Origin of the sequence: Mesorhizobium sp. B2-6-4, from assembly GCF_006441495.1 — a bacterium.
Taxonomy (GTDB): domain Bacteria; phylum Pseudomonadota; class Alphaproteobacteria; order Rhizobiales; family Rhizobiaceae; genus Mesorhizobium.
On the sequence record NZ_VFUE01000040.1, the window covers coordinates 1 to 23,257 of the forward strand.

23 protein-coding genes are annotated in these 23,257 nt (G+C 63.1%); 9 read left to right on the forward strand and 14 right to left on the reverse strand.

Going from position 1 to position 23,257, the window contains the following annotated elements:
* Window positions 1-259 (reverse strand): TfoX/Sxy family protein (locus FJ426_RS30760; RefSeq protein ID WP_140825695.1); only part of this gene is annotated, 259 nt, incomplete at its 3' end.
* A gap of 92 nt (window positions 260-351) precedes the next feature.
* On the opposite strand from FJ426_RS30760, the gene FJ426_RS30765 reads away from it, so the two are divergent.
* Entirely contained in the window at window positions 352-849 is a 498-nt protein-coding gene (locus FJ426_RS30765; RefSeq protein WP_140583375.1) for a GFA family protein, read from the forward strand.
* Window positions 850-1,010: 161 nt separating this feature from the next.
* Here the strand turns inward: FJ426_RS30765 and sufA are convergent, their stop codons facing one another.
* The 7 genes from sufA to FJ426_RS30800 all read right to left on the reverse strand — a co-directional run bounded on the left by sufA (window position 1,011) and on the right by FJ426_RS30800 (window position 8,252).
* Window positions 1,011-1,391 carry a Fe-S cluster assembly scaffold SufA gene (sufA, locus tag FJ426_RS30770; RefSeq protein ID WP_006206001.1) on the reverse strand — a complete coding sequence of 127 codons (381 nt, stop codon included), beginning with the start codon at window positions 1,389-1,391 and terminating at the stop codon, window positions 1,011-1,013.
* Window positions 1,392-1,492: 101 nt separating this feature from the next.
* A complete protein-coding gene (locus FJ426_RS30775; RefSeq protein WP_140547766.1) occupies window positions 1,493-1,885 on the reverse strand; it encodes an SUF system Fe-S cluster assembly protein in 393 nt (130 codons plus the stop codon).
* A gap of 5 nt (window positions 1,886-1,890) precedes the next feature.
* Complete coding sequence (locus FJ426_RS30780) at window positions 1,891-3,126, reverse strand: cysteine desulfurase (RefSeq protein WP_140556926.1); 1,236 nt, start codon at window positions 3,124-3,126, stop codon at window positions 1,891-1,893.
* A gap of 183 nt (window positions 3,127-3,309) precedes the next feature.
* Window positions 3,310-4,578, reverse strand: coding sequence for a Fe-S cluster assembly protein SufD (gene sufD, locus FJ426_RS30785; protein WP_140556927.1), 1,269 nt, complete (start codon window positions 4,576-4,578; stop codon window positions 3,310-3,312).
* A 25-nt stretch (window positions 4,579-4,603) separates the two neighbouring features.
* Complete coding sequence (gene sufC, locus FJ426_RS30790; protein WP_140515794.1) at window positions 4,604-5,359, reverse strand: Fe-S cluster assembly ATPase SufC; 756 nt, start codon at window positions 5,357-5,359, stop codon at window positions 4,604-4,606.
* A 26-nt stretch (window positions 5,360-5,385) separates the two neighbouring features.
* Window positions 5,386-6,903, reverse strand: a complete 1,518-nt coding sequence (gene sufB / locus FJ426_RS30795) for a Fe-S cluster assembly protein SufB (protein ID WP_140493879.1) — start codon at window positions 6,901-6,903, stop codon at window positions 5,386-5,388.
* 185 nt (window positions 6,904-7,088) lie between these two features.
* Entirely contained in the window at window positions 7,089-8,252 is a 1,164-nt protein-coding gene (locus FJ426_RS30800) for a cysteine desulfurase family protein (protein ID WP_140515792.1), read from the reverse strand.
* A gap of 241 nt (window positions 8,253-8,493) precedes the next feature.
* Here FJ426_RS30800 and FJ426_RS30805 point away from each other — a divergent pair, with 241 nt between their 5' ends.
* Together FJ426_RS30805 and FJ426_RS30810 are read left to right on the forward strand one after the other, a co-directional pair.
* Window positions 8,494-9,168 (forward strand): alpha/beta hydrolase, encoded by a 675-nt coding sequence (locus FJ426_RS30805; RefSeq protein WP_140493883.1) that lies wholly within the window; start codon window positions 8,494-8,496, stop codon window positions 9,166-9,168.
* 15 nt (window positions 9,169-9,183) lie between these two features.
* Window positions 9,184-9,834: an FMN-binding negative transcriptional regulator gene (locus FJ426_RS30810; RefSeq protein ID WP_140556931.1), complete on the forward strand. Its 651-nt coding sequence runs from the start codon at window positions 9,184-9,186 to the stop codon at window positions 9,832-9,834.
* A 17-nt stretch (window positions 9,835-9,851) separates the two neighbouring features.
* On the opposite strand, the gene FJ426_RS30815 is transcribed toward FJ426_RS30810, so the two are convergent.
* The 4 genes from FJ426_RS30815 to FJ426_RS30830 are packed head-to-tail and all read right to left on the reverse strand — an operon-like array spanning window position 9,852 to window position 13,463.
* Window positions 9,852-10,685 (reverse strand): phosphatase PAP2 family protein, encoded by an 834-nt coding sequence (locus FJ426_RS30815; RefSeq protein ID WP_140560975.1) that lies wholly within the window; start codon window positions 10,683-10,685, stop codon window positions 9,852-9,854.
* Between the two features lie 25 nt (window positions 10,686-10,710).
* Window positions 10,711-12,360 carry a glycosyltransferase family 39 protein gene (locus tag FJ426_RS30820; RefSeq protein WP_181172774.1) on the reverse strand — a complete coding sequence of 550 codons (1,650 nt, stop codon included), beginning with the start codon at window positions 12,358-12,360 and terminating at the stop codon, window positions 10,711-10,713.
* Between the two features lie 43 nt (window positions 12,361-12,403).
* Entirely contained in the window at window positions 12,404-12,736 is a 333-nt protein-coding gene (locus tag FJ426_RS30825) for a lipid-A-disaccharide synthase N-terminal domain-containing protein (protein WP_140493889.1), read from the reverse strand.
* Window positions 12,729-13,463: a glycosyltransferase family 2 protein gene (locus FJ426_RS30830; RefSeq protein ID WP_140515786.1), complete on the reverse strand. Its 735-nt coding sequence runs from the start codon at window positions 13,461-13,463 to the stop codon at window positions 12,729-12,731. The genes FJ426_RS30825 and FJ426_RS30830 overlap by 8 nt, the downstream gene beginning before the upstream one ends.
* Before the next feature lie 299 nt (window positions 13,464-13,762).
* On the opposite strand from FJ426_RS30830, the gene tyrS reads away from it, so the two are divergent.
* On the forward strand, window positions 13,763-15,016 hold the full coding sequence (gene tyrS, locus FJ426_RS30835) for a tyrosine--tRNA ligase (protein ID WP_140560974.1): 1,254 nt from the start codon (window positions 13,763-13,765) through the stop codon (window positions 15,014-15,016).
* 7 nt (window positions 15,017-15,023) lie between these two features.
* On the opposite strand, the gene FJ426_RS30840 is transcribed toward tyrS, so the two are convergent.
* Window positions 15,024-18,413, reverse strand: a complete 3,390-nt coding sequence (locus tag FJ426_RS30840) for a DUF3971 domain-containing protein (RefSeq protein ID WP_140560973.1) — start codon at window positions 18,411-18,413, stop codon at window positions 15,024-15,026.
* A gap of 95 nt (window positions 18,414-18,508) precedes the next feature.
* Between FJ426_RS30840 and FJ426_RS30845 the strand changes: the two genes are divergently transcribed.
* The gene (locus FJ426_RS30845) at window positions 18,509-18,976 is read left to right on the forward strand and encodes a peroxiredoxin (RefSeq protein ID WP_140493897.1); all 468 of its coding nucleotides are present in this window, start codon (window positions 18,509-18,511) and stop codon (window positions 18,974-18,976) included.
* Between the two features lie 160 nt (window positions 18,977-19,136).
* Window positions 19,137-20,441, forward strand: a complete 1,305-nt coding sequence (locus tag FJ426_RS30850) for a M23 family metallopeptidase (RefSeq protein ID WP_140560972.1) — start codon at window positions 19,137-19,139, stop codon at window positions 20,439-20,441.
* A gap of 36 nt (window positions 20,442-20,477) precedes the next feature.
* Here the strand turns inward: FJ426_RS30850 and FJ426_RS31575 are convergent, their stop codons facing one another.
* Window positions 20,478-20,645 (reverse strand): hypothetical protein, encoded by a 168-nt coding sequence (locus FJ426_RS31575; protein ID WP_181168489.1) that lies wholly within the window; start codon window positions 20,643-20,645, stop codon window positions 20,478-20,480.
* Between the two features lie 149 nt (window positions 20,646-20,794).
* On the opposite strand from FJ426_RS31575, the gene FJ426_RS30855 reads away from it, so the two are divergent.
* From FJ426_RS30855 to FJ426_RS30865, 3 genes are all read left to right on the forward strand, one after another.
* Window positions 20,795-21,958, forward strand: coding sequence for an ROK family transcriptional regulator (locus tag FJ426_RS30855; protein WP_140560971.1), 1,164 nt, complete (start codon window positions 20,795-20,797; stop codon window positions 21,956-21,958).
* On the forward strand, window positions 21,958-22,722 hold the full coding sequence (locus FJ426_RS30860) for an ATP-binding cassette domain-containing protein (RefSeq protein ID WP_140560970.1): 765 nt from the start codon (window positions 21,958-21,960) through the stop codon (window positions 22,720-22,722). The genes FJ426_RS30855 and FJ426_RS30860 overlap by 1 nt, the downstream gene beginning before the upstream one ends.
* Before the next feature lie 39 nt (window positions 22,723-22,761).
* Window positions 22,762-23,257 (forward strand): substrate-binding domain-containing protein (locus tag FJ426_RS30865; protein ID WP_140825696.1); only part of this gene is annotated, 496 nt, incomplete at its 3' end.

Consider the following 23,257-nt stretch of genomic DNA (forward strand, 5'->3'; position numbering starts at 1 on the left):
CGTCGAAGGCACTATCGGGAATACTCCAATAGGGCATCGCCACCAGCTTGCCGTGGCGAGACCCGGTGTAGGTCCACTGCGCGCAGCCGGCGGCCTCGAAGTCGGGCGCGCTTTGCTCGTCCGCTTTCAGCATCAATTCGCCGCGCAACACGATGGCGACGATGACGCCGTCGGCATAGATGCCCTTGCCGCCGAACAGTTTGCGGATGCTGACCGGGCCCAGGCTCTGGAAGAGTTCTTCTATGCGTTCATTGTCCATGCGCGGATCATGTCACCGCGATCCGGCCTTGTCATCGCCGCAACCAAAACCATGCTGACAGGTTGAAAGGGGATCGACCGGAGTTTCCCGTCATGCCTGTCCTGCTCAAAGGCTCCTGCCGCTGCAATGCCGTTCGTTTCGAGGTGGAAAGCCACACGCCCGTGCCATTCATGCTGTGCTACTGCTCGATCTGCCGCAAGCAGCAGGGCGGCGGCGGTTTTGCCATCAATCTCGGCGCCGACTACGAGACGATGACCATCCGCGGCAAGAGCAGCCTCGGCGTCTATCGGGCCGAGATCGAGGACGACGAACATCCGCATTGCGAAATCTCGACCGGAGAGCGCAATTTCTGCCGCAAATGCGGATCGGCGCTGTGGCTCTACGACCCGACCTGGCCGGAACTCGTCCATCCCTTCGCCTCGGCGATCGACAGCGACCTGCCGAAACCGCCAAGCAAGGTGCATCTGATGCTGAAATACAAGGCCAACTGGGTCGAGCCCGATGTCGGGCCGAGCGACAAGGTGTTCGACGTCTATCCCGAGGAATCGATCGCCGACTGGCATAAGCGGACCGGGACGTGGGTGGAGTGAGTGTCTTCGCTGCGTTCTAAGGGAGGTGAGGAGTGGTCTGCGCAGCAGGCGGGAAGCCAATTGCGCGGCTTTTCGAATGACGAACGCCGGCAGCGGGGCTATCGCTGCCCCTCATCCGGCCCTGGGGGACACCTTCTCCCCGTAAACGGGACGAAGGAAGGTCAGGCGGAGGCGCGTGCTTCTGCCAGCGCCTTGAGGTCGGCCGGCTTCAGTTCGACGGATTCGCCGCAGCCGCAGGCCGAGCTCTGGTTCGGGTTGCGGAAGGTGAAGCCGGTGCGCAGCGTCGTCTGCTCGAAATCCATCTCGGTGCCGAACAGGAAAAGTGCTGCTTCCGGCGCGACATAGACATGGGCGCCGTCGCGCTCGATGTGGTCGTCCTTGGTATTGGGTTCGGTCACCAGGTCGACCGTGTATTCCATGCCGGCGCAACCGCCCTTCTTGATACCGAGGCGAATGCCATGCGCATTCTCACGCGTGGCAACGATCTCGCGCACCCGGTCGGCGGCCTTTTCGGTCATCGTGATGACGGCAAAGCGTCCCATCTTTTTCCTTCTCCATTCCATGCAGGTTCAAGGCCTGCCGAATGATTCCTCACCTAAAATGGTGAAGTTTTACCACTGGCGCAAGTGTGCCGGACTCAAGGTCAATACCAGCCCACCGCCACCTGCGCCTCTTCCGACATGCGATCGGGCGACCAGGGCGGGTCGAATGTCATGTTGACCTCGACGCCCGACACGCCTTCGACGGCGCCGACGGCGTTCTCAACCCAGCCCGGCATCTCGCCGGCCACCGGGCAGCCGGGCGCGGTCAGCGTCATGTCGATCTTGACCGAACGGTCGTCCTCGATGTCGATCTTGTAGACGAGGCCAAGCTCGTAAATATCGGCCGGGATTTCCGGGTCGTAGACCGTCTTCAGCGCCGAGACGATGTCGTCGGTCAGCCGCGCCAGTTCGTCGGCGGGAATTGCGGAGGCGGAAACCACCGCCTTAGCGGCCGCGTCGGGAACAGCGTCGGTAGCTGTGCTGGCATCTTCCATTATCGTCACCCGAAAAACTTGCGCGCTTTTTCCAACGCATCAGCCAAAGCATCGACTTCGGCTCGCGTATTATACATGCCGAACGACGCCCTGCATGTGGAGGTTACGCCGAAGCGTTTCAACAGGGGCTGGGCGCAATGGGTGCCCGCGCGCACAGCCACGCCTTGCCGGTCGATCACCATCGACACGTCATGGGCATGAATGCCTTGCAGCTCGAACGAGATGATGGCCCCCTTGCCGGGCGCATCGCCGAAGATGCGCAGCGAGTTGATGGCGCGCAGCCGCTCGTGCGCATAGTCCTTCAAATCGGCCTCGTGCGCGGCGATGCGCTCGCGGCCGATCTTTTCCATGTAATCGAGCGCGGCGCCCAGCCCGATCGCCTGGACGATCGGCGGCGTACCGGCCTCGAAGCGGTGTGGCGGGTCGTTGTAGGTGACGATGTCTTCGGTCACCTCCTCGATCATCTCGCCGCCACCCATGAACGGACGCATGCGCTGCAAGATGTCCTTCTTGCCGTAGAGTACACCGATGCCCGAGGGACCGTAGACCTTGTGGCCGGTGAAGACGAAGAAATCGCAGTCGAGGTCCTGCACGTCGATGGGCATATGGACGGCGCTCTGGCTGCCGTCGACGAGCACGGGAATGCCGCGCGAATGCGCGATGCGCACGATCTCCTTGATCGGCGTCACCGTGCCCAGCGCGTTCGACATCTGCGTGATGGCGACCAGCTTTGTGCGGTCGGTCAGTCGCTTCTCGAATTCCTCGATGTGGAAGACGCCGAGATCGTCGACCGGCACCCAGACCAGTTTGGCGCCCTGCCGCTCGCGGATGAAATGCCATGGCACGATGTTGGAGTGGTGCTCCATGATCGACAGCACGATCTCGTCGCCCTCGCCGATATTGGGCATGCCATAGCCATAGGCGACCGTGTTGATCGCCGATGTCGTGTTCGAGGTGAAGACGATATTGTCGGTGCTCGGCGCATTGAGGAAGCGGCGAACCGTCTCCCGCGCCTTCTCATAAGCGTCGGTCGCGGCATTGGACAGGAAATGCAGGCCGCGATGGACGTTGGCGTATTCCTGGGCATAGGCGTGCTGGATGGCGTCGAGCACCGCCTGCGGCTTCTGCGCCGAGGCGCCATTGTCGAGATAAACGAGAGGTTTGCCGTAGACTTCGCGCGACAGAATCGGGAAATCGCGGCGGATCGCCTCGACGTCGTAGGTTTCGACTTTCTGGTCCATCATAAGCTCTCTTGAGGCACCGCCCCATTCCGTCCAACACCCCTCATCCGTCTCGGCGCTTCGCGCCGATCCACCTTCTCCCACAAGGGGAGAAGGTCAGGCGCTCTTCCTTCTCCCCTTGTGGGAGAAGGTGGCCGCGAAGCGGCCGGATCAGGGGTGTTCGCCGGAGCGAGCCCTATCCACTCATCCATGCGCCGCAAACCAGCCGTCGAGCCTGGTCTCCAGGGCCTCGACGATCACCTCGTCGTCCAGTTCCTCGATCACCTCGGCGATGAAGGCCTTCACCAGCAGACCACGGGCGCTCTTCTCGTCGATGCCGCGCGCCATCAGGTAAAACAGATGGTTGTGGTCGATCTCGGTGACGGTGGCGCCATGACCGCAGACCACGTCGTCGGCGAAGATTTCGAGTTCCGGCTTGGTCGAGAACTCGCCGTCGTCCGACAGAAGCAGCGTGTTGCAAGCCATTTTGGCGTTGGTCTTCTGCGCGTATTGATGGACGTTGATGCGGCCCTGGAAGACGCCACGCGCCTTGCCGGTCACGACATTGCGGATCACTTCCGTCGACGTGGTGTGCGGCACCGCATGATCGAGCACCATGGTGGTGTCCGTGTGGGCGTCGCCGGCCAGCAGGTTGATGCCGCGCAATTGGAAGTCGGCGCCCTCGCCCGTCGTCTTCACCACGACCTCCTGGCGCACGAGCTTGCCGCCGGCGTTCATGACGAACAGCGTCAGCTTCGCATTCTTGCCGATATGAGCCTTGAACTGCGCCAGATGCGTTGCCGTGTCCGGCTGCTCCTGGATGATCAGCCACGTCACCTCGGCGCCTTCGCCGAGCACGAGCTGGCTGACCGAGCTGACAAGGGCCGCGCCCTCGCCGGCCTGGCGTTCGACGATCACAGCCTTGGCGTCGGCGCCGGCGCGCACGGCCAGGCGTACATGCGCCTGGCCGCCGGCCAGCAGGTTTTGCAATTCGATCGGCTTTTCCACTTGGGTGCCATCGGCGATGTCGACGAAATAACCGTCGGCGACGAAAGCCGTGTTCAACGCCCCGATGGCATCGTCGCTGCCGTAGGGCTCGAGCCCAGGCGCGATGCTGCCGTCGGTCAGTTTCTCCGACAGGCACTGGACGCTGACGCCTTCGATTGCGGGCGTTTTGGCGCTCGACACGCCGTTGAGAAGCGGCAACACGGTGGAACCTTCAACGACTGGCGCGATGGCTTTGGCCACGGCCGTCGGGTCGAAGTCCGGCACCGCATTCAGCAGCCGGCGCAGGTCGGTGTAGTGCCAGGATTCGATACGCCGGGTCGGCAGTCCGTGCTTCACCGCCTCGATGGCGTCGTCGCGCTTCAACATCACCGCGCCGTCGCCCGGCAGCAGCGACAACCGTTCGCCGAAAGCGTCGATCAACGCTGTTTCGGCCGGTGTCCGCTGGGGTTGTGTGTGCATGTTCATCAGTTTGACCTTGCCTTCTGGCATCTCACGCGGCTTCACCGATCACGCCGGCATAGCCATTGGCCTCGAGGTCGAGCGCCAGCGACTTGTCGCCGGACTTGATGACCTGGCCCTTGTAGAGCACGTGCACGGTGTCGGGCACGATGTGTTCGAGCAGCCGCTGATAGTGCGTGATGACGACGATGGCGCGCTCGGGCGAGCGCAACGCGTTGACGCCATCGGAGACGATCTTGAGCGCATCGATGTCGAGCCCGGAATCGGTCTCGTCAAGCACGCAGAGCTTTGGCTCCAAAAGCTTCATCTGCAGAATCTCGGCGCGCTTCTTCTCGCCGCCGGAGAAGCCGACATTGAGCGGCCGCTTGAGCATGTTCATGTCCATGTTGAGCGAGGCTGCGGCATCCTTCACCCGCTTCAGGAATTCGGGGATCTTCAGCGGCTCCTCGCCGCGCGCCTTGCGCTGCTCGTTCATGGCAACCTTCAGGAATTCCATGGTCGCCACGCCCGGTATCTCCATCGGATACTGGAAGGCCAGGAAAATGCCCGAAGTCGCGCGCTCGGCCGGATCCATTTCGAGGATCGACTGGCCGTTGTAGAGGATATCGCCGTCGGTGACCTCGTAGTCCTCGCGGCCGGCGAGGATGTAGGACAGCGTCGACTTGCCCGAGCCATTCGGCCCCATGATCGCGGCGACCTCGCCGGCTTTTACCGAGAGATTCAGGCCGCGGATGATTTCGGTGCCGTCATCGACGATGCGGGCATGCAGGTTCTTGATCTCAAGCATTCTTTTCTTCCTGAATATCTGTCCGGTCAGCCGACCGAGCCCTCGAGCGAAATCCCGATCAGCTTCTGTGCCTCGACGGCGAATTCCATCGGCAGCTGCTGGATGACGTCCTTGACGAACCCGTTGACGATCAGCGCGATCGCTTCCTCCTCCGGAATGCCGCGCTGCATGACATAGAATTTCTGGTCCTCGGAAATCTTCGATGTCGTCGCTTCGTGCTCGAACTGCGCGGTCGCGTTCTTGGCTTCCATGTAAGGCACCGTGTGGGCGCCGCACTGGTCGCCTATCAGCAGCGAGTCGCAATTGGTGAAGTTGCGCGCATTGGTCGCCTTGCGATGCGCCGAAACCTGGCCGCGATAAGTGTTCTGCGAAAAACCGGCGGCGATGCCCTTGGAGATGATGCGGCTCGACGTGTTCTTGCCGAGATGGATCATCTTGGTGCCGCTGTCGACCTGTTGGTAGCCGTTCGACACGGCGATCGAATAGAACTCGCCGCTGGAATCGTCGCCGCGCAGGATGCAGCTCGGGTATTTCCACGTGATCGCCGAGCCGGTCTCGACCTGCGTCCACGAGATCTTCGAGCGGTGGCCACGGCAATCGCCGCGCTTGGTAACGAAGTTATAGATGCCGCCCTTGCCCTCGGCGTCGCCGGGGTACCAGTTCTGCACCGTCGAATATTTGATCTCGGCATCGTCTAGCGCCACCAGTTCGACGACCGCCGCATGGAGCTGGTTCTCGTCGCGCTGCGGCGCCGTGCAGCCTTCGAGATAGGAGACGTAGGCCCCCTCCTCGGCGATGATCAGCGTGCGCTCGAACTGGCCGGTGTTCTTCTCGTTCATGCGGAAATAGGTCGACAGTTCCATCGGGCAGCGAACGCCCTTCGGCACGAAGACAAACGAGCCGTCGGTGAAGACGGCCGAATTCAGCGTCGCATAAAAATTATCCGACGTCGGCACGACCGAGCCGAGATATTTCTTCACCAGTTCCGGATGCTCGCGGATGGCTTCCGAGATCGAGCAGAAGATGACGCCCGCCTGCGCCAGTTCCTTCTTGAACGTGGTGACGACGGATACCGAATCGAACACGGCGTCGACGGCGACGCGGCCGGACTTGTAGACATTGTCGCTGGCTTCCTCGAGTTCGGACGCATCGGTCTTCTGCACGCCGGCCAGGATCTCCTGCTCCTTCAGCGGAATGCCGAGTTTCTCGTAGACCTTCAAGATCTCCGGATCGACGTCGCTGAGCGAGCTCGGTCCGGGCGTGCTCTTCGGCGCCGCGTAGTAATAGATGTCCTGGAAATCGATCTTGGGATAGTTGACGCGCGCCCAGGTCGGCTCTTCCAGCGTCAGCCAGCGCCGATAGGCTTCCAGACGCCATTCCAGCATCCAGGACGGTTCGTCCTTCTTCGCCGAAATGAAACGGATGATGTCTTCGCTCAGGCCCTTGGGGGCCTTGTCGACAGCGATTTCGGTCTGGAACCCGTATTTGTATTGGTCGACGTCGATCTTTCGGACCCGATCGATCGTGTCCTGCACAGCAGGCATATGCGTTCTCCATCCACGCCGGGGTCAAGGCCCGACAGTTTTCAAACTATGGCACCGCCGGATAAGCACCCAAGGAGCACCCGCGGCGGCGTAAGTTTCATATAGTGCGCCTCGGCCGGAAATTCACCCGGCCAGCATGAAACGCACGGCTCTACCAGGCCGAAAGGCCCAAATTCGTCCAACCGCTACGCGGCCTTCTCCTTGCCCACCCGACGTGCGGCGATTTCTGCCAACGCCAGGCGGAACGCCTCGATGTCCTGCGCGCCGGTCGCCGCGCCGATCGACAAGCGCAACGCACCCGGACTGTCACCTTGACCCATGGCCTTCAGCACATGGCTCGGACCGACTTTACCCGACGAGCAGGCGGAACCCGCCGACAGCGCCACACCGGCCAGGTCGAAGGCGATCTGTACAGTCTCGGCCTTGACGCCGGGAATAGCGAAGAATGTCGTGTTGGCAAGCCTCGGCGCGCCAGTTCCGAAGATTTCCACGTCCGGTATCAACATTTTAACGATGGCCTCGATCTCGTCGCGACGCCGACGCAGGGCATCGATGGCCTCCAATCCGATGAGAGCCTCCCGCGCCGCCGCGCCAAATCCCGCAATGCCGGGCAGGTTCTCGGTGCCGCCGCGATGGCCCTTTTCCTGGCCACCGCCGTTGATGAGCGGCTTCGGCATCATCAGATCGGCAGCGGCGACGATGGCGCCGACGCCCTTGGGGCCGCCAATCTTGTGCGACGACAGTATCAGATAGTCGGCGTAACCCGCCGAAATGTCGATCGAAATGCGCCCTGCCGCCTGAACCGCGTCTACGACGAGGACACCGTCGACCGCCTTTACGATTTCGGCGATACGATCGACCGGCTGGATGACACCAGTCTCATTGTTGGCGGCATGGATTGCCACCAGCGGCAGGCCGGCGGCCTTATCGTGCGCGGCAAGCGCGTTTGCCATTGCTTCGAGGTCGACAATTCCATTGGCGTCGACGCCGATCCGCGTCACCTGCGAGGCCGGGAAGGACCCGCCGTTCAACAGGCAGGGGTGGTCGGCTTCGCAGACATAGAGATGGCTCATGCGGATGGTCCCGCGCCCCATCCGCCAATCGGGCGTCAGCAGCGTCGAGGCGGCTTCCGTGGCGCCTGACGTGAACACGACATGCCCAGCCTTGGCCTTCACCAATTCCGCCACATCACGCCTTGCAGTTTCGATCAGGCGACGCGCCGCACGCCCTTCGGCATGGACCGATGATGGGTTGGCGGCCACATCGAGCGCCGCGACCATAGCCTCGCGTGCCGCTGCAAGCAGGGGCGCACTGGCATTGTAGTCGAGATAGGCGCGCATTCCGGCCATTTTCTTCCAGTTGGTCCCGTCAGAAGCCATTCCACCGAGATATCGCGTTATTTCCTTGAAATTCCAAGGCAAGCCGTCCTATTTACGCGGCTTGCGGCGCGGGCAGCCGGACGATTGCGTTCCGGCCACCCAGTTTTGAACAATTCTAAACTAGCTTCTATGAAGACGCTCGCCCTGCGTCAAGGCCAGAGGAAGGTTCTCCGGGCGCCGCGCATTCTTATTACCCAAGTTGGAGTATTTCATGCCTGAGGTCATTTTCACCGGTCCGGCCGGCCGTCTGGAGGGTCGCTACCAGCCCTCGAAGGAAAAGAGCGCGCCGATTGCCATTGTCTTGCATCCGCACCCGCAATTCGGCGGGACGATGAACAACAAAATCGTCTACGACCTCTTCTACATGTTCCAGAAGCGCGACTTCACCACGCTGCGCTTCAATTTCCGCGGCATCGGGCGCAGCCAGGGCGAATTCGATCACGGCACCGGCGAATTGTCGGATGCGGCCGCCGCACTCGACTGGGTGCAGTCGCTGCATCCGGATTCCAAGAGTTGCTGGGTTGCCGGCTATTCGTTCGGCTCGTGGATCGGCATGCAGCTTTTGATGCGCCGGCCCGAGATCGAAGGCTTCATCTCGGTCGCGCCGCAACCCAACACCTACGACTTTTCCTTCCTGGCGCCCTGCCCCTCCTCGGGGCTCATCATCCATGGCGACGCTGACAAGGTGGCGCCGCCGAAGGACGTGCAAGGCCTGGTCGACAAGCTGCACACGCAAAAGGGCATCACCATCACGCAGAAGACATTGCCCGGCGCCAATCATTTCTTCGCCAACGATGCCGAACTGCTGATCGAGGAATGCGCGGATTATCTCGATCGCCGGCTGGCCGGCGAATTGTCGGATCCGCGCCCGAAGCGGCTGCGCTAAGGACGGATAATCGCAATGTACCAGCCTCCTCATTTCCAGGAAACACGGCCGGACGTGCTGCACGGGCTGATCCGGGCACATCCACTCGGCCTGCTGGTTTCCAGCGGACCCGAGGGGCCGGTCGCCGACGCCATTCCGTTCCTGATCGACGCCGATGTCGGGCCAAACGGCAGGCTGCGCGCACATCTGGCTAGAGCCAATCCGCAATGGCGGCTTATCGCCGACAATCCGGCCTCGACGGTGCTGATCGTCTTCCAGGGTACCGACGCCTATGTGACGCCGTCCTGGTACGAGACCAAGCGCGAGACCGGCAAGGTGGTGCCAACCTGGAACTATGCCATCGTGCAGGTGCGCGGCACCGCGAAGGTGATCGATGATCAGGACTGGCTGGCGCGGCAGATCGCCGACCTGACGGCTTCGCAGGAAGGCACGCGTGAGGCGCCATGGGCGGTAACGGATGCGCCTGCCCCGTTCATTCAGTCGCAGATCAAGGGCATCATCGGGCTGGAGATCGAGATCGGCGAAATCCATGGCAAATGGAAGGTCAGCCAGAACCGTCCCGTCGCGGATCGCGCAGGCGTTGCGCACGGGCTTGAAAGCGAGACGGCAAATTCGTCCGACATGGTGAACCTGGTAAGGTCCTATGGCGGACTGAACGGCGACTAAATCCCAGGCTCGATGAATCAGACGGCCGTTCGGCTTGTTCGACCGATCAGCCGAAACGTCTGCTTGCGCACCGGCAATCCCGATCGTGTCGGGCTGAAGATGAAGCCGAGCCGGGCAAAGACCAGTCCGCAAACCAGCGCGAAGGCAAAGCCAAGACCAAAGCCGGCGACGGTATCACTCGGATAATGCGCGCCGACGAAGACCCGCGTCGAGGCGATGCAGGCCGTGATCGGCAAGGCGATGTACCAGCGCCGCGGGAACAAAAGCAGCAGGATGCCGAACACGGCCCCCATGGTCGTGGCGTGACCGGACGGGAAACCGGCAAAGCGCGCATCGAAGGCGAAGGGACGCAGCGAGAGCACGCCGAGATCCTGAAAATAGAGCGGACGCGCCCGGCCGACCGCATATTTCAGGACATTGACCAGCAGGCCGGACAGACCGACGGCGCTCAGTGCAAGGAACGCCAGGCAGGTCCAGTTGTAGACGAGCATCAATGACCGCCGCGACAGGTTTCGCCAGTCCGTCAGATTGGCCCCTATGAGCAAGAGTGCCGGAGGGATGAGATACCAGCCGCCCAGGCCGAACTGTGTCAGGAACTCGGCGAGCCGGCCGAAGCCCGCCGACCACCGGCCGTGCAGCAATCCCGCAGGCGTGTCGAGGCCGGCGAATGCCGCTGCCGTGAGCAAAATCCAGGCCGAGATCCAGAGCGGCCATAGGACCTTGGGATACGAGGCGGAACGAGCGGCGAAGCGCCCTCTGACGATCCGCAGCGTGTCGCGGAAATTTCCAACGGACCGACGCACCACCGCAGCGGGCGCAATGGAAACGGAAGGGCGCGGTTTCACCAGCATTGAAAACCCGATCCCATTGTCGAACTCATTGGGCGATACGGTAGAGGCCGAGCGACATTTTGTCTCCCGATGAAAAGTTGAGCCCGTCGACCGTCGTAAGATGGCTCGCCGCCTTGCCTTGCCCCGCCAGCAATCCATCGAGTTTCTGCTGATCCTCGACCGGCGCCAGCCCCAGCGCGCAGGCGGGGTCGGCAAGCAGATGCTTTGCCACGCCATCGATGTCGGTCAGTATCGTTTTCGTGCCCACCAGGAACACAAGGCTCGGCTCGTGATACTGCGACGACGCCAGCACCGAGGTGTCGCAAGGCTTGTAGACGCGCACAGCCTGGTCGATCGCCGGGCTCAGCCATATCGGCTTCAAGGACGGGGCGATGACACCAAACAGCAACCCGTAGGCGATGCCCGCACAGGCGGCGACGGCGCCGATACGGGCAAGCGGCACTTGCAGCTGTCGCGAGAAGGCCAGGTAGCCGGCGCCGAGCGCTGATGCGGCCGCCGGAATGCTCCACCACGAGAAAGTGTGGGTGAGATAGATCGGGGCGCCTACACAGACCGCGGCCAGGCCGAGGCTGACCACGACCAGGCCGAAGGCAGTCGACCACCACAACCATTGCTGCCAGCGCCGGAGCGGCGCATTGGCTTCCTGCGGCTGCAATGTCAAAAGCCAGCCGATCAGCAGCGCCATGCCGGGATAGGCCGGCAGCACGTAGTGCGGCAGCTTGGTCGGAATCAGTTCGAATACCAGCCAGAAGGGGATGTACCAGGCGAGGCAGAAGCGCAGCCTGACATCGTCGCGCAGCCGGTTGAGGGCTTGCAGGCCGGCGCCGACGGCGATCAGGCCGAACGGCCACATGAACAGCGAATAGGTCAACATGTAGAAGCCGGGCGGCAGGCCGTGCGATTCCTCGCCCTGGGCGACCTTGCCGAGCATATCCTTGCCGACGGCCTGCTGGAGGAAGGCGCCGTGGCTTTTCCAGGTGATCAGGGCGAGCCAGGGCAACACGATCAGCACGACGAGCAGCAGGCCGCGCCCCACCTTGAGCTTCGACAGCCAGCGCCCGTCGCGTTCGAATGCAAACAAGACAGCGATGGTGAGCGCCGACAGCAGTGGGGCGATCGGCCCCTTGATGAGGATCGCGGCCCCTTGCGCCAGCCAGAATATCCACCACAGATGGCCGGCGACGGGCTCGTTGCGGCGCGATGCCAGGTAAATCTGCGCCAGCGCGCCCTGCGCCGCCACGCAGCAGGCCAGGAGCATCGCATCGGTCTTGGCGTCGCGGCCCTCGAAGGCGGTGGCGAAGATCGCCGCCATCACCAGGCCGGCGGCGATGCCGGCACTGGCTCCGAAAAGCCTGGTGCCCGTCCAGGCGATGCCGAGAACGGCCAGGGCGATGCCCAGCGTCGACACCAGGCGGTAGACCCATATTGGTGCGGCGGCGCCCTTGCCGCTTAGAGCCACGGCCGCGGATTGCAGCCAATAGATGCCGATCGGCTTCTGGTAGCGCGAAGCGTCCTGAAAGCGGATGTCGACATAATCGCCGCTCTCGACCATCTGCTTGGTGGCCTGGACGAAGCGCGGCTCGTCACGGTCCAGCGGCGGCATGGACGCAAGTCCCGACACCGTCATCACCAGGCTGAACAGGAAAAGAAGGATGTAGTTCCTGTTCAGCGCCATATTCCAGCCTCTCCGACCATTCTTCCCTGATGCGCAAAGCCGCTCAATCGACCTTCGTCATCGCCGCCTTGCGTTCATTGGCGATCAGCCAGAGATTTCTGATGTAGATGAACAAGCCCATGCCCTGGCCGGCGATGAACACCGGGTCCTGCCGCTTGATCGCATAAATCAGCAACAGACCTCCGCCGAACAGCGAGAAGAACCAGAAGGCGATCGGCACGACGCTTCGCTTGGCCTTTTCCGATGCGAGCCACTGCACGACGAAGCGCATGGTGAAAAAGAACTGGGCGACGAAGCCGAGCAGGATCCACGCGTTGAACTGTTCGATGAAGACCCGGTGGATCCAGGTCACCAGTTCCTGAAGCACGTTAACCATGCGTGATTTCCTCTACTTTTGGCATCCGGCGACGCCTGCGGCGCAGCCACCAGACGCCGCAGAGATCGAGCACGCCCTGCAGGCCACGGTCGAAAATTCCGTAGTTCGACTTGCCGTGGCGGCGGGAGCGGTCGACGACGTCGCAATGCACGACATGGTATCCTTCCTGGATGACCAGCGCCGGAACGAAACGATGGGTGCCGTCGAAGAACGGCAGCTTGCGCAGGATCTCGGTGTGGACCGCCTTCAGGCCGCAGCCTGTGTCGCGCGTCTCGTCATGCAGGATGGCGTTTCTCAGCCAGTTGGCGAACCGCGATGCCAGTTGCTTGACCTTGCTGTCGCGGCGCTTCAGGCGCTGCCCTTGCGCGGCGCCGTAGCCGGGCCCGGCCCGCCGCAAGGCGTCGACCAGCATGGGAATGTACTGAGGATCGTTCTGGCCATCGCCGTCGATCGTGGCGACGATGCTTCCGCGCGCCGCCCAGGCGCCGGAGCGTACCGAGAGGCTCTGGCCGGCGGATTTCTCGTGCCGCAATTCCCTGACTGGAAACGGGCGAAGTGCTGCCTGCCTGGCGAGAACGGCTGCGGTTTCGTCGGTCGAGCCGTCGTTGACGATGATCAGTTCGAAGTCGCGCCCGGTCATCGCCGCCTCGATCTCATCGATCAGCAGCGGCAGGTTTGCCGCCTCGTTCCTGCAAGGAATGACGATGGATATCAATGCGTCCGGCATGTCGCGTGGGGCTCTGTCGTCGGATATGGCATTGGGTGGATGCCGTGCGGTGCCGCTTGAGGTCGTGGGCTGCAAGGACCTTTTGGCGCGCGCCTCATTACGCCAGCACAAACAATGAAGCAAGCATCCGCGCCGAGAGGCGGCTTGCGGCGTTGCAACAACAAGTGATTGCCAAGCCCCTGGTCGAAGCGCGATCGGGCGCAATACCGGAATCCACTTTTGCTGATCGCGCTTGGGTGCTAAACGCGCGCTTTCACATACGCCCGCGCCGGACGGGCGGACGCTTCGGGAAAGAAAAAATGCCTGCCTTCAAATCCGATTTCCTGCGCACGATGAGCGAGCGCGGCTTCATCCACCAGACTTCGGATGATGCTGGGCTGGACGATCTCTTCGCCAAGGAGACGGTGACGGCCTATATCGGCTTCGACGCGACCGCCAAGAGCCTGCACGCCGGCTCGCTGATCCAGATCATGATGTTGCACTGGCTGCAGCAGACCGGCCATCGGCCGATCGCCTTGATGGGCGGCGGCACCTCGATGATCGGCGACCCTTCCTTCAAGGACGAGGCGCGCAAGCTTCTGACCCCGAGCGACATCGACGACAATCTCGCCGGCATCCGCCGCAATTTCATGCCGTATCTCAAATTCGGCAGCGGCCCGAATGACGCGATCATGGTCAACAACGCCGACTGGCTGATGGAGATCAACTACGTCAATTTCCTGCGCGACGTCGGCCGTCACTTTTCGGTCAACCGCATGCTGGCGTTCGATTCCGTCAAGCTGCGGCTCGACCGCGAGCAGTCGTTGTCCTTCCTCGAATTCAACTACATGATCCTGCAGGCCTACGACTTCGTCGAGCTCTACAAGCGCCTCGGCTGCCGTCTGCAGATGGGCGGCTCCGACCAGTGGGGCAACATCATCAACGGCATCGATCTCGGTCGCCGCATGGAGGACGCGCAGCTTTATGCGCTGACGACGCCGCTGCTCACCACCTCGTCGGGCGCCAAGATGGGCAAGTCCGCCACGGGCGCGGTCTGGCTCGACGCCGAGATGCTCTCGCCTTACGAATTCTGGCAGTATTGGCGCAACACCGAGGACGCCGATGTCGGCCGTTTCCTGAAGCTCTACACGACGCTGCCGTTGGACGAGGTGGCGCGCCTGGAGAAGCTCGGCGGGTCTGAGATCAACGAGGCGAAAAAGATCCTCGCCACGGAGATCACCGCATTGCTCCATGGTCGCGGCGCCGCCGAACAGGCCAGCGAAACCGCACGCAAAACCTTCGAGGAAGGTGCCCTCGCCGAGACGCTGCCGAGCGTCGAGGTTGAAAACGCCAAGCTCGAAGCCGGCATCGGCATCCTGGCGCTGCTGGTGACCGCCGGGCTGGCGGCGTCCAACGGCGAAGCGCGGCGGCATGTGCAAGGCGGTGCGGTGCGGCTCAACGACCAGCCGGTCAGCGATGACCGCCGCACGGTGACGCTTCAGGATTTGAGTCCGGAAAACGTCGTAAAGCTTTCACTCGGCAGGAAAAAACACATTCTGGTGAGGCCGATCTGAGGCCCCTTCACCGGTACTCGAAGATCGACCTGAATATCCCCGGCGCGATCACCGAGAGCGGGTTGATGTCGAGCAGCGGCTTGTTGGCGTTGCCCTTGAGCCGGTAGGTCACGCCGATCAGGCCGCGGTCGCGGCCATTGCCCAAAAGCGCGCCGACGATGGGCAGTTCACCGAAGATGCGGTTGAGGCCGTAGACCGGCATGAAGGTGCCGGTCATGTCCATGTTGTTGTTCTGGTCATAGAGCGTGCCCTGGAACGTCGTGCCGATGCGGGGACCGCGCAGCACGCCATTGGCCAGCCTGAGATAGCCGCTGCCCTTCTCGATCTCGGCGTAACCGCGTTCGAACTGTACCCGCGAGGTGTCGAGCTTGCCCTTGACCGCCTGATTGAGGCTGCGGCTGTCGCCTGCCGGCGTGGTCGAGACGATGGAGGCGAGCTTCGGTTCGTTGACGACGAAGAAGTTCGTCGTGTCCACCTTGCCCTTCATCGGCCCGTCGCCCGCTCCTGACAAGGCCAGGGCAATCGCCCCACCTTCCATGTGCTCGTAGATGTTGAGGAATCTCAGTATCGCACCGGCGTCCGCCGACTGTACGTTAAGCGAGCGCCGGCCGGCGCTGCTCGTGTTGCTGATGGCTATGGCGGCTCCCGAACTTGCAGTGGCGCTGACCTTCAGCCCGTTCACCTTCGAACCGGCCGCGCTGTAGTCGAGCTTGAGGTTGGACAGTTGCTCGTCGTGGAAACCGGTCAGCCGATCGACGTCGGCGCTGACGGAAATCGCGTCGGCGCCCGTCGTCTTGGTCGCGGTGTCGACGTCGGAGGTGAACTGCTTGATCAGCGAGCGGGCATCCAGGGCATTGCCGCTGATGTTGACTGCATAGCCCCTGCCCGATCGCTTGACGGACACCGCCACGTCATCGCCGCGGTTCAGGGCGACTTTGCTGAACTTTGCCGAGGACAGGGCCCCGTTGACCAGCACGATGTTGCCGTCGACGGAGAATGTCTTGCCGTCGAGGTCGAAGTCGGACAGCGTCGTGGTGTCGCCGGACGTGGTCATGATGAATGTAGCACTTGCGGGGACCCCTGCCCCCTTGCTCCATCCGGCCCAGGGAATGTCGAGCCTGGCATTGGTCAGGTCGGCCGAGACGTTCTGGTTGCCCTCCCCGCTTTTGTCGATCGCTACCTTCACTGTTCCGCCCAACAACGGGGCCAGCCCCGGCATGGCGGCGGCGCGGATCTTGTCGTCGAGCACCAGGGCCACCTTGCGGCTGCGTGCCGGTCCGCCATCCTCCAGCGGCTCGATCAGGTCGAGTTCGGCCGGAATGCCGTTCAGGGAGGCCTTGGCGGAAATGACAGCCTTTTCAGGGTCGACCGTGACGGAACCATCGGCATCCGTCACGGTCTGGCCTTCGAACGGCTTGGCCAATGAAAGCCCGCTGTAGTCGAGCGATACCAGCCAATCGAGCTTCGAGCTGTCGACACCAGATTGCAGCGGAATATCGGCCCTGACATGGCCGGTGACGCTGCCGGACAGGTCTTCGGGCAGGAAGCCGACATGGCGCATGGCATTGATCGGCTCGTAGGAGGCAAGTTCAGCGACCGCGGACGCTTCGCCGGCAACGTCGATGTCGAGCGCGCCGACGACCGGCGGGCGGTTGGCCGCCTTGACCGTCAGCGTGCCGTTGCTGGCCGCCACGGTGCGGCCGCTGGGCATGAAGACGGTGCCAGAGGACAGGGAGATATCGACGTCATTGCCGTGGAAGGCGACGACACCGACGGCATCGCGTATCGGCGGAATGCGGCCAGCCGTGTCGAAACGCGATCCTTCGATCTGGAAGCGGCCGAACACCTCGTCGGCGGAAAGCGGCACGCCATTGCCGAGGCGATCAGGCACCACCTGGAATTGAAGATTGGCATCGACGACGCGGCCGCCGAACAGATTGTCCAATACCCAGAGCCGTGCATTGCGCGCCGAAAACCATGGCCAAAGCTGCTTGACGTGCGAGACCGGCATGTCATGCACGTTGAGCGCCAGATTGATGCCTGGAGCCTTGCCATCAACGAACTGCACGGCCGCGGTTCCAAGGACCTCGCTGGAAGCGGCCGACCGGACCGCGATCTGATCGGCTACCAATTTATGGCTTTTGGTCTGGTAGGCGCCGGCGATGCGGGCAAGGAAGGTGAGCGCTGGCTCCGGCGATTCCGAAGGCGCCAGTGTCGAGCCGTCACTGGTCAGATCGTATCGGTAGGCCGGCTCCTCTCCGGCGGCGCCGGTCGCGGGCCTGGGCCCGATCGAGCCGGCGAAATCGAAGGTCGAGCGGCCGGTCTTCAGCAACAGCCTGTCCACCTGGATCTTGTTGCTGCCGCGGACGAGCGTGGCGCCGAGATCGACATCGGCCGACAGCAGGCCACGCGTGCCGAGGTCAAGCACCGATCCCCTGGACGACAGGGCAGCCGTCAGCCGCGACGCGGTGTCGTCGGCCCCCTGCGACCCTTTGAGCGTCACGCTGAGCGCCCCCAACTTGCCGCCGGACGCCATTGCGCCGCTTTCGCCGCCGTCTTCGGCGATGCCGACGGTGGCATCCAGCGACATCACGCGCCGGGTCTCGGCATCGCGGCTGGCGGATGCGGCGACGGTCACCGCCTTGCCGTCGACATTTGCCTGCGAGGAGAACTCCATGCCGCCTGTCCCCGACTGCAGGACGACCGCGTCGGCGACGGTGATCAACCTGACCGCCTCGGTGTCGGGCAAGACGAATGCCACATTGTGAAGATCGATACGGTGCAGCGATTCCTCGCGCACCGCATCGAGAGCGTGATTGATATTGGCAAAGAGCGCATCGGACAGTTTTTCGGGATCGATCAGCCCGTCCCGATTGCGCAGTTCGGCCGTCCAGTCGCCGCCCGACGGCATCGCCGCGGTAACGATGCGCGCATCGGAAATCCTGGCGCTGGTCAGCCGCACCTCGCCTCGAAGCAGCGGCAGCAGGCGGATGCCGAAGCGCACCCTGCCCGCATCGGCCATGGGTTTGCCGTCGCTGGCCTTCAGGCTGACGTCGCTCACCTGGAGCGCGACGAAGCTCGAACTGTCGAGGGTGATGCGGGCCGGCCCGACCGCAACATCGACATCGACACCCGCTAGCTTCTCGATGGCGGCCTCCGCCTCGACGCGCAGCCGGTCGGCCCCTATTCCGGAGACACCGATGAGATAGACAGCCACCCCCGCCAGCAGCACCAGCGCAACGGCGCCGGCAAACAGCCGCGATAGGATACGAAAGCCGCGGCCGATCGCCGCCTGGCCGAGCGGCGGAACGCGGCAAGCCGATGGCAAGGCGCCCAGGTCGGTGATTTCATCCCGCCTGAACCTGATCTTCTCGTGCTGCGGTTGCTCCTGATCCACGCAATTTTCCGTTCTACGAACTCGCTCGTGGACGAATCCCCGCTCGACACTATATCGGTGTGGCTTCGCGCGTAACCTCAAACAAGGGCATGGATATGGCTGACCTCAATGTGGGCGATCCCGCGCCGCAATTCGAGTTGCCGCGGGACGGCGGTGGTTCGCTCAGCCTGGCCGGCTTTGCCGGCAGACCTGTCGTCCTCTACTTCTACCCACAGGACGACACCACCGGCTGCACCGCCGAAGCGATCAGCTTTTCGCAGCTGAAGCCGGAGTTCGAGAAGGCCGGCGCCGTCGTGATCGGCCTGTCGCCCGACAGCGCCAGGAAGCACGACAAGTTCAAGTCGAAATACGATCTTACCATCGACCTTGCCTCCGACGAGGAGCGCAAGGTGATCGAGGCCTACCACCTTTGGGTCGAAAAATCGATGTATGGCCGCAAATACATGGGTGTCGAGCGCGCGACGTTCCTGATCGGCCGCGACGGGCGCATCGCCAGGATCTGGCGCAAGGTCCGCGTCAAGGGCCATGCCGAGGAGGTGCTGGAAGCTGTGCGGGCGATTTGAGGGGGGCGCCTCCGCGCCCTTGTTTTCAGAAAGCGATGCGAAGCAACCCCATGCTCGCTTTGCGGGCAATTCTTGCCGGCGTCTTGCTTCGGCAAAGCTTTGTTAACCTTAATAATGTGTAGTCGGGCTGTCGTGGTGTCGTAAACGAAAGCTTGGTCCCGTGAACGCAACCGGTCAGTCCGCGATCTTTGGCAGGCGCAAGGAACCGCATACAGTCATCATCGCCCGCGGCAGCGAGATCAGGCACTTCACGATCCGGCCCTGGCTGGTTGTATTTCTCGGTTCGGCGCTGGCGGCGATCGCCATCGGTTACCTGCTGGCCACCTCCTATCTCGTGCTGCGCGACGACCTGATCGGCGCCACCACCGCGCGCCAGGCCCGCATGCAGCAGGCTTACGAAGACCGCATCTCGGCGCTTCGCGCCCAGGTCGACCGCATCACCAGCCGGCAGTTGCTTGACCAGCAATTGATGGAAACCAAGGTGAGCGAGCTTTTGGAGCGCCAGACGCAGCTCAGCCAGCGCCACGGCCGCCTCGGCCCGCTGCTCGACCGCGCCGAAAATGAAGTCGGCGCAGCGACGGCCGAAGATCCCGCAGTGCCGGCAAAGCCTGACAAACACGCCGAAGTGACCGGCAGCATCGCCCAGCCTGCTCAAAGCTACGCGCTGGCCAGCCTCGGCGCCGCCACTGGCACCGCCGACACCAGGCCGTTCTCCCTGTGGGCGACCCGCTCCGATCCGCTGCCGAACGATTCAGCCGCCGATCGTGCCGACAAACTGTTCATTTCGATCAACAAGTCGTTGAAATCCATCGAGAACGACCAGCTCACGCGCATCAGCATACTTGCTGATAACGCCTACAAGAATGCCGACGCCATAACCCAGGCGCTCGAGGCGGCCGGACTGCCGGTCGACAGTGATTTCGGCAAGAACGAAAGCGATGTCGGCGGACCGCTGATCCCGCTCGACAGCTCGATGTTTTTCGACAGCAAGGTCAAGGAACTGGACGAGGCGCTGGACACGCTCGATCAACTTAAGAAGGAAGCACGCCGGCTGCCGCTCGCCAATCCCGCACCCGGTCATTCCGTCACCAGCCCGTTCGGCGTGCGCACCGACCCGATCCTCGGCACGGCCGCCCTGCATTCGGGAATGGACTTCAGGGCGCCGATCGGCATGGCGGCCAAGGTCACCGCGCCAGGCGTGGTCACCAAGGCCGGCTGGAATGGCGGCTATGGCCGCATGGTCGAAGTCGATCACGGAAACGGGTTTGCCACGCGCTATGGACATCTCAGCGAAATCGACGTGACCGTGGGCGAAAAAGTGGATGCCGGCGCTGTCATCGGCAAGACCGGCAGCAGCGGTCGCTCGACCGGCCCGCATCTGCATTACGAAGTCCGCCACAATGGCGAAGCGATCGATCCTTTGCGTTTCCTCACGGTCGGCAAGAAGGTCGCGCAGTATCTCTAACGCACGGGCCCAGGCCGCCGCCATCCCGCGCCGTCCTCATTGCTTTTTCGCATCCTTGTCGCCGTTCAGGGCTTTTCCCTTTCGAGGCGACCGCAAATTGTCGAAGCCCATATAGTGGTCAGTATCAGATGTGTTCCATCTGCCGCCCAGGCAGATGATGGCAATGGCCGCGGCGAAGATCAGCAAGACATAAATCTTATCCATGTCCCGCTATCTAGGGCGCGGTGATCAGCCGGACACCGGCCGGCTTTTCCGCCGTAGTGGGCGCGTCCCTCAAATGCGGTGCATTTTTGAATTCCATTTGACTGAATAAATATTTGGTGCCAACCTTGCCTCAACCGGGGACGCAAGGCATGGCATTGCGAGGGACCAATCAGGAGTTCGGGCGGCCGTACAACCGGCGCATCGTGCTCGAATCGATCCGCCGGTACGGCCCCATCGCCAGGGGCGATATCGCCAGGCATGTCGGCCTCACCGTTCAAACCGTATCGACCATCGTTCGCGAACTGGAGGAGCAGGGTTATGTCCTGTCCGTACGCGAGGAGCCGAAGGGCCGTGGCCTGCCACCGGCGACGCTGCGCATCAATCCCGAGGGCGGCTATGCCGTCGGCATCCACCTGACGCCGCTGGGGATCGACGCGGCGCTGATCAATCTCAGCGGTGACGTGATCGACAGCTTGCACCGCGAGGCCCCCAACGCGACGCCCGATCATGCGTTCGACCAGGTCCGCGCCATGGTCCGCGACCTGACCGGAACGCGCGCCGCGGGCCGCGTCATCGGCATCGGCATGGCGCTTCCCGGCCCGTTCGGCGTGGACACGATGAGCTTCATCGGGCCGACCACAATGGCCGGCTGGAAGGACGTGGCGCTGCGCGAGCGGCTGACGGCGGCGACGGGATTGCCGGCCTTTTTCGACGGCGACATGGCTGCGGCCGCCATGGGCGAGCGCCTCTACGGCATCGGCGCCCAGCATTCCGAATATTACTATCTCTATTTCGGCGTCGGACTTGGCAGCGCCATGATGCATGACGGCAGCGTGCTGCGCGGCGCCTGGGGCAATGCCGGCGAGATCGGCCATATTCCCGTCGTTCCCAACGGCGAGCTTTGCCCGTGCGGCAATCGCGGTTGCCTCGAACGTTATGTCTCGCTCGAAGCGCGAGGGCGCTGGAAGGGCAGCGATGCCGATTGGGTCGCCGAGGTCGGCCCGATCTTCCGCAACGCCATTGCCATCATCGAGAACCTTTTCGACCCCGAGACGGTCGTGCTCGGCGGGCTGGCGGCGCCGGACCTGCTCGAACGCCTGGCGAGATCGGCTGCGCCTCTGCACAATTCGGTTTCGGCCCGCAAGGACCGCAAGACGCCACGCATCGTCGTCGCCGGCGGCGGCCAGCAAGCCGTGCTGCGCGGCGCGGCCGCATTGGCCGTCTCTGGCGTGTTGTCGCCACGCTTCGGCCAGATGTTCACCGCCGAGCGCGAACGCGGCCGCGATATTCTGGCAGCCAGGGAGGTTGCCTGATGAGCGAACCCTTGCTGGTGCTCGACAACGTCACCAAGAACTACGGCGCGATCCAGGCGCTGAAGGGTATCAGCTTCTCGATCGGCAAGGGCGAGGTGGTCGCGTTGCTGGGCGATAACGGCGCCGGGAAGTCGACGCTGGTCAAGATCATCGCCGGCGGCCTGGAGCCCACCTCCGGCCGCATGCTGTTCGAAGGCAAGGAGTTCCTTGCCAAATCCCCCGCCGAGGCCAAGGCGGCGGGCATCGAGACCGTCTATCAGGACCTGTCGCTGTGCACGAATGTCGACGTAGTGGCCAATTTCTTCATGGGCCGTGAGATCACGCGCAAGGTGCTTGGCATTCCAGTGCTCGACGAGCGGGCGATGGAGGCCGTGGTCGGCAAGGCGCTTGCCAGCGCCGGCACCCGCATTCCGTCTTTGCGCACCAATGTCGAGCATCTTTCGGGCGGCCAGCGGCAAGCCATCGAGCTCAACCGCTTCGTGCACTGGGGCGGCAAGCTGGTGCTGCTCGACGAGCCGTTTGCAGCGCTTGGCGTCGAACAGACGCGGCGCGGCCTCGACATGATCCGCCAGGTGGCGAACCAGGGCATCGGCGTCGTCATCATCACCCACATCATGCAGCAGGCCTTCCAGGTCGCAGACCGGATCGTGGTGATCCGGCAAGGCGTCGTGGCCGGCGATGTCGCACGCAACAAAACAAGTCCCGATGCGGTGATCAACATGATCACCGGGGAGACGCCTGCCGGTGCCGGACCGGCGGGCTGAGGGACAAAAGAGGGGTCCGGTACTAGAGGAGCCAACGACATGAAACGAATACTTCTTTCTGTCCTCGGTATCCTGGCACTGGCAGTTGCCACGCTCACGCCGGCATTCGCCCAGTCCAAGGGTACCGTCTACTACATGGTGCCGACCTTGCTCGACGAGTTCCAGACCGGCTCGGTGAGCGCGCTGGAACTGTTCCTGAAACAGGTCGGCTACGAGATGAAGACGCTGAACGCCGACAACAAGACCGACGCCCAGCAATCGCAGATGAACGACGTCATCGCGCTGAAACCGAAGGCGATCATCCTGGCCGCCGTCGACTTCAACGCGCTGAAGCCGTCGATCGAGGCCGCGCGCGCGGCCGGCATACCTGTGGTGGAATTCGATCGCCAGATCACCTCCACTCCGTCCGACTTCACCTCGGTAGCCGGCACCGTCGAGATCGGCCACGTCGCCGCCGAACAGGCCGAAGCGCTGCTGAAGGCCAAGAACGGCGCTGTGAAGGGCAAGATCCTGCAGGTGCTCGGCGACCCCGGCG